6 protein-coding genes are annotated in these 4641 nt (G+C 66.6%); all 6 read right to left on the bottom strand.

Annotated features, from left to right (window positions below; translation table 11 throughout):
• On the bottom strand, window positions 1-755 hold a 755-nt coding region (locus tag HMPREF9440_RS04370), incomplete at its 3' end, for a hypothetical protein (RefSeq protein WP_172634280.1).
• Window positions 752-1483 carry a glycosyltransferase family 2 protein gene (locus HMPREF9440_RS04365; protein WP_008541855.1) on the bottom strand — a complete coding sequence of 244 codons (732 nt, stop codon included), beginning with the start codon at window positions 1481-1483 and terminating at the stop codon, window positions 752-754. The genes HMPREF9440_RS04365 and HMPREF9440_RS04370, both read right to left, overlap by 4 nt.
• A gap of 27 nt (window positions 1484-1510) precedes the next feature.
• On the bottom strand, window positions 1511-3262 hold the full coding sequence (locus tag HMPREF9440_RS04360; protein WP_008541854.1) for an ApeI family dehydratase: 1752 nt from the start codon (window positions 3260-3262) through the stop codon (window positions 1511-1513).
• A 3-nt stretch (window positions 3263-3265) separates the two neighbouring features.
• On the bottom strand, window positions 3266-3799 hold the full coding sequence (locus HMPREF9440_RS04355) for a COG4648 family protein (RefSeq protein WP_008541853.1): 534 nt from the start codon (window positions 3797-3799) through the stop codon (window positions 3266-3268).
• A 23-nt stretch (window positions 3800-3822) separates the two neighbouring features.
• On the bottom strand, window positions 3823-4095 hold the full coding sequence (locus tag HMPREF9440_RS04350) for an acyl carrier protein (protein ID WP_008541852.1): 273 nt from the start codon (window positions 4093-4095) through the stop codon (window positions 3823-3825).
• A gap of 12 nt (window positions 4096-4107) precedes the next feature.
• Window positions 4108-4383, bottom strand: coding sequence for a phosphopantetheine-binding protein (locus HMPREF9440_RS04345; protein ID WP_262361551.1), 276 nt, complete (start codon window positions 4381-4383; stop codon window positions 4108-4110).
• Window positions 4384-4641 lie beyond the last annotated feature (258 nt).

The raw sequence follows: 4641 nt of genomic DNA, 5'->3' as shown, positions 1-4641 counted from the left end.
TCCTCGCGCCAGCTCGTCATCGTGAGAAGCGGCGCGTGAAAGAGGTTCGCGAGCATGACGCCCCCCGACGGGAACCACGCCTCGCGCCCCAGAAAGTGCAGGGGACAGACGGCGTGCGAGTCGCCGTGAACGGGCGTGCGGTCTCCCGCGATGAAGACGAGCGCGCCGTTTTCCACCGCTTCGTCCAAGGCGTAGACGCTCGCCGGGTCGCGGAGCTTCTCCACCTCCATGAAGGTGAGGTTTTTGAGGGAGCCTGAGCGGCGGATCGTCTCGTTGAAGCGCTTCGTGTTCGCCGTGTGGACGAGCGCGATGATGGGCCGCTCGCCCCAGGCGCTCCCGTGGTGCATGAGCGCCTCGGTGCAGCCCATGTGCGAGCACAGAATCACGCAGCCGCGGCCCCCTTTGATCGCGTCGAAGACGAGTTGGTCGTCTTCGATCGTGAGCTTCGGCGCGGAGCCGTCGCCCCAGAGCGCGACGAATTTGTCGAGGATGGTGTCCGCGAACTGGAAGGTGTGGAGAAAGCTCGTCCAACGGGTGGGCGCCTTGGGGATCAAACCGTACGCGTGCGCATGCTGGAGGTACGCCATGCTCGTCTCCCGCGCCCGGGCGTCGGCCAGGCGGAACCAGAGCACCACCCAGACGGTCACGAACCAAAAGGGGAGGCGCCCCAACGTCCGGTAGAGGCCGTAGAGGATCCGCACGCCCAAGGGCGACGTGCATTCCTCTTCTTCGGACCAGTGCTTGGCGTTCTTCAACGGAAGTGCCTCATGACGAGCTTCGGGATCTGCGGAAGCATCGTGATGAAGTTCCGGGCGTGCATCTTGCTGATGCGCCAGTTCTCGATCCCGTGGAAGTGGCTGATGCCGTCCTCGGGGTAGTCGACCCCGACGGGAAGGTTCGTCACGTCGACGCCGCGGCGGTAGAGCTGCACGACGACGTCGGTGTCGAAGTCCATGCGCAGACCCACGGTGGGCGAGGTCGCCAACCACGCGGCGACGGCGTCGAGAGGATAGATCCGGAACCCGCAGAGCGAATCGCGGATGGCGAAGGACAACGTGTTCACCGCCACCCAGAAGTGCGTGACGTTCCGGCCCCACTTGCGGGCGCGCGGGACGGAACTGTTGTAGACGGGGTAGCCGCAGATCACGTGCGCGGGCCGCTCTGTGGCCTTCGCGATGAAGGGCGCGATCGCGGCCGGGTCCTGCTGGAGGTCCGCGTCCAACTGGAACGCATGGGTGTAGCCGCGCTCGATCGCCCAACGGAAGCCCGCCAAAACGGCGGCGCCTTTGCCGCCGTTCTCGGGGAGCGTCAGCACGTGGACGTCGGGCGAGCGCTTCGCCGCCTCGGCGATCGCGCGCTTCGTCTCCTCGTTGCTCCCGTCGTCGACGAGAAGCACGTCGAAGCCGTGCGCGAGGCAGTTGGCGGCCACCCGGCCGATCTTGAGCGGGTGGTTGTAGACGGGGACGAGAAAGAGAAGACGCATGACGGGGCTCCGGCGCGCTTTGCCGCCTTACTGGTCGGCGCCGTCGTCGCCGACAGCGAGTTTCCCCGACGAATACGTCACGTCGGCGTTCCGGTCGTCCGTGATCGTGAAGTCGAGCGTGCGGGCCTCCGGGTTGAAGGCGAGCGCGAGGCGCACGCGCGCGCCCGGGAGCACCATCGCGGTGAATTTGAGCTTCGTCACCGACCGGACGGCTGCGGGGACGCCGAGATAGCGCTGCGCCGTGACGACGGCGAGATGGAGCTGCGCCACGCCCGGAAGAATGGCGAATTCGGGGAAGTGGCCCTTGAAGTGGATGTTCTCGCGCCCGATCTCAAAGACCATCTCGAGGCGGTTGTGACCCGTCGTCCAGGCGACGGGCTCAAAGCGCCGTTCGTCGAAGAGCGCGGTCATCCCTTCAATCGTGCATTTCCCGCGGGCGTCCGCCGGCATCACCGGTTCGAAGCGCCAGCGGCGGGGCTGCACGACCTTCTCAAAGCGCGCGTTGAGCTTCGCCTTCAGGGCGCGCACGAGCGCGAGCTTTCCTTCGGTCTCGAGCATCCTGCGGCCGGCGTCCGTGGGGACGCCCACGAGCGCCAGGGTCTTCGCGTCGTCGGGGAGCTGGAAGGCCTTCGCGGTCTCGAGCAGACCCGACGCGACGGCCTCGGCTTCGAGGGCCGTCAGACTCACGCGCTTTTCTTCGATCTTCGCGATCCGGTCGACGCGGCCCAAGAGTTCGAAGCGACCGTCCGCGTCGAACCTGATGCGGTCGTCGCCGCGGAACCATTGCGCGGGGGCCAAGCGGGGCGAGCGCACGGCGAGGACGCCGTCCTCGCCCGCGCGGATTTCGGTGTCGGGCATCGGGCGCCAGCGGGCCGAAACGGGATCGACGGGATCGACCGGATCTTCGCCTTCCGCGGCGTCCAACACCTTGCGCTGACGCCAGGCGATGCCGTCCAATTCCGTGCTCCCCAAAATCTCAAAGGGCGTTTTTCCGAAGATCCGGTGGGAGAGCTGCAGCCCGTCGACAGGCAACGGTCCGCCCGAGCTCACGAGCCCCAAAAGATTCCCCCGCGCCTTCGACCAGTCGAGCATCTCGGGGAGGCGCTTGAGGTGCGCGGGACTCGTGATCAGGATCGCGTTGGGGGAGGAGGCGAGCGCGGCTTCGATCGTCTCGGGGAACATCAGCCGCTCGTCCGTGATCCGCATGCCGCGGGCCAGGGGCCAGAGGAGCGCCCAGAGGTAGCCGTAGATGTGTTGGTGCGAAACCGTCGACCAAACGAGCGCGTCCGACGGGAACGGTTCGGGGAAATCGCGGTCCAATTGGTCGATCGCGTCCAGGACGCGGTCGAGGCGCTTCACGATGCGGGTGGGCTCGCCGGTGGAACCTGAGGTGAAGAGTTCCGCGAGCTCGGCCTCCATGGGGAGCGCCAACCGCAGAACGTCGCCTTCTTCCGGAGCGTCCTCCGCCGTCGGCTCAAACCCGGCGCCCGCGTTGAAGACGAAGAGCGTCCCGGCGCCCTTCAACTTCTCCTGCGTGTAGGCCGTCATGTCGGTCGGGAGGATCGTGCGCACGCCCGCCGCCCAGGCGCCCAGCATCGCGGCGGCGAAGCGCGTGCGGCACTCCGCGAAGAGCACGGCGCGGGGTTCGCCCGCGCGCCGGAAGGCGCGGGACCACCGGGCGGCTTCCGTCAAAAAGGCCCCGACCGTCATCGGTCCGGAGGGCGTCTCGGCGAGGATGTCGTCCTGAGGGCGGCCCTGGAGGTGTCGCAGAAGATCCATTGTTCAAACCTTGAGAACGAAGCGTCGGTAGAGCCACTCGCCGCCCATGAGGGCGCCGATCAGAAGGTAGCTCACGAAGCCGTTGTAGAGCGCCCAGAGGACGTCGTCGCCCGACCAGACGGTCCAGAGCGCGGCGCCGCCGTTCGCGACGAAGAAGGCGCACCAGACCATCGTGAGGCGGCGGGTATAGCGTACCGCTTCGGGCGGAAGGTCGGGCGTTTTGAGACGGGCGAGCCGCTCGATGAAGGATTCGGGCTGCGTCAAGGACGCGCCGAAGATCGAGAGCATCAGGAGGTTCACGAAGACCGGGTAGAGCTTCAGAACGGCGCCGTCCTCCAACAGAAGCGCGGCGCCGGAGAGCGCGGCCGAAACGCCGAAGACGGCCGCGGAGGTCTTCGTCCGGGTGAGGAGCCAGTTGGCGGCGCCGAAGAGAAGCACCGCGGCGGAGAGAAAAACGACGCCCCAGGCGCGCAGCCCCCACAGCACCGCAAAGGGATAGGCGAGCGTGAGGAGTACGGCGATGAGGCGTCGGAGCATCGGGGCAAAGGGACCGGTGCGCCTTATTCGGCGGCGCCGCCCTTCATCAGCTTTTCAAGACCGTCGGCGACGTCGCCCACGGTGCGCATGTCGCGGAAGTACTTCGGGTCGATCTGGGCGTTGCCCAACATCGGGCGCAGCTGCACCAGGAGGTCGATCGCGTCGATGCTGTCGATCTCGAGGTCTTCCATCAGGCGGGATTCGCGGGTGATGCCGTCGCGCTCGAGCTCAAAGGACTCGGAGAGCACGTCGCGGAGCTTTTCAAAAATCTCGTCGTTCGTCATTTGGGTGGTCATGGGGCGGACTCCTCAGGCCTTCTTGCCCAATTCGCGCACGCACTGGGCGAGCGTGTCGATCGACGTGAACCAGCGGCGGGAGTCTTCAGCGTCGGCCGAGAGGACCACGCCGTACTTCTTCTTGAGGGCGAGGCCGAGTTCGAGGCCGTCGACGCTGTCGAGGCCGAGACCCTCGTCGGAGAAGAGCGGCATGTCGTCGGCGATGTCTTCGGGGGTCACGTCTTCAAGATTGAGCGCGTCGATCAGAAGCGCTTTGAGCTCGGCTTTGAGGTTGTCCATTTTGCGGATCGTCGACGGCTTCGGGCGTCGACACGTGCGGGTAGTGGAGAAAAATCGAATTGTAAACGCTGCGGGCCAACGCGCGCACGGCCTTCGGCGGGCACTGGGCGTAGCCGGGAAGGAACGGTTCGACGGGGAGTACCCCCACGACTTCGAACGTGAAGCGCATGGGCTTTTCGGGCGCGTACCACCAGGGCGCGCCCTTGAAGAGCCCGAGGGGTTCGCAGCCGATCCGGACGATCGTGGGCGAAATCCGGCCCTTCAGCG

It is taken from the genome of Sutterella parvirubra YIT 11816 (genome assembly GCF_000250875.1).
GTDB lineage: Bacteria > Pseudomonadota > Gammaproteobacteria > Burkholderiales > Burkholderiaceae_F > Sutterella > Sutterella parvirubra.
The sequence above is the reverse complement of the archived record's forward strand: the minus strand, read 5'-3'. Positions and strand labels throughout refer to the sequence as shown.

Bases quoted from the DNA above. Each gene is read 5' to 3' on its own strand.
- HMPREF9440_RS04365 (WP_008541855.1), bottom strand. From the start codon at position 1,483: ATGCGTCTTCTCTTTCTCGTCCCCGTCTACAACCACCCGCTCAAGATC.
- HMPREF9440_RS04360 (WP_008541854.1), bottom strand. From the start codon at position 3,262: ATGGATCTTCTGCGACACCTCCAGGGCCGCCCTCAGGACGACATCCTC.
- HMPREF9440_RS04355 (WP_008541853.1), bottom strand. From the start codon at position 3,799: ATGCTCCGACGCCTCATCGCCGTACTCCTCACGCTCGCCTATCCCTTT.
- HMPREF9440_RS04350 (WP_008541852.1), bottom strand. From the start codon at position 4,095: ATGACCACCCAAATGACGAACGACGAGATTTTTGAAAAGCTCCGCGAC.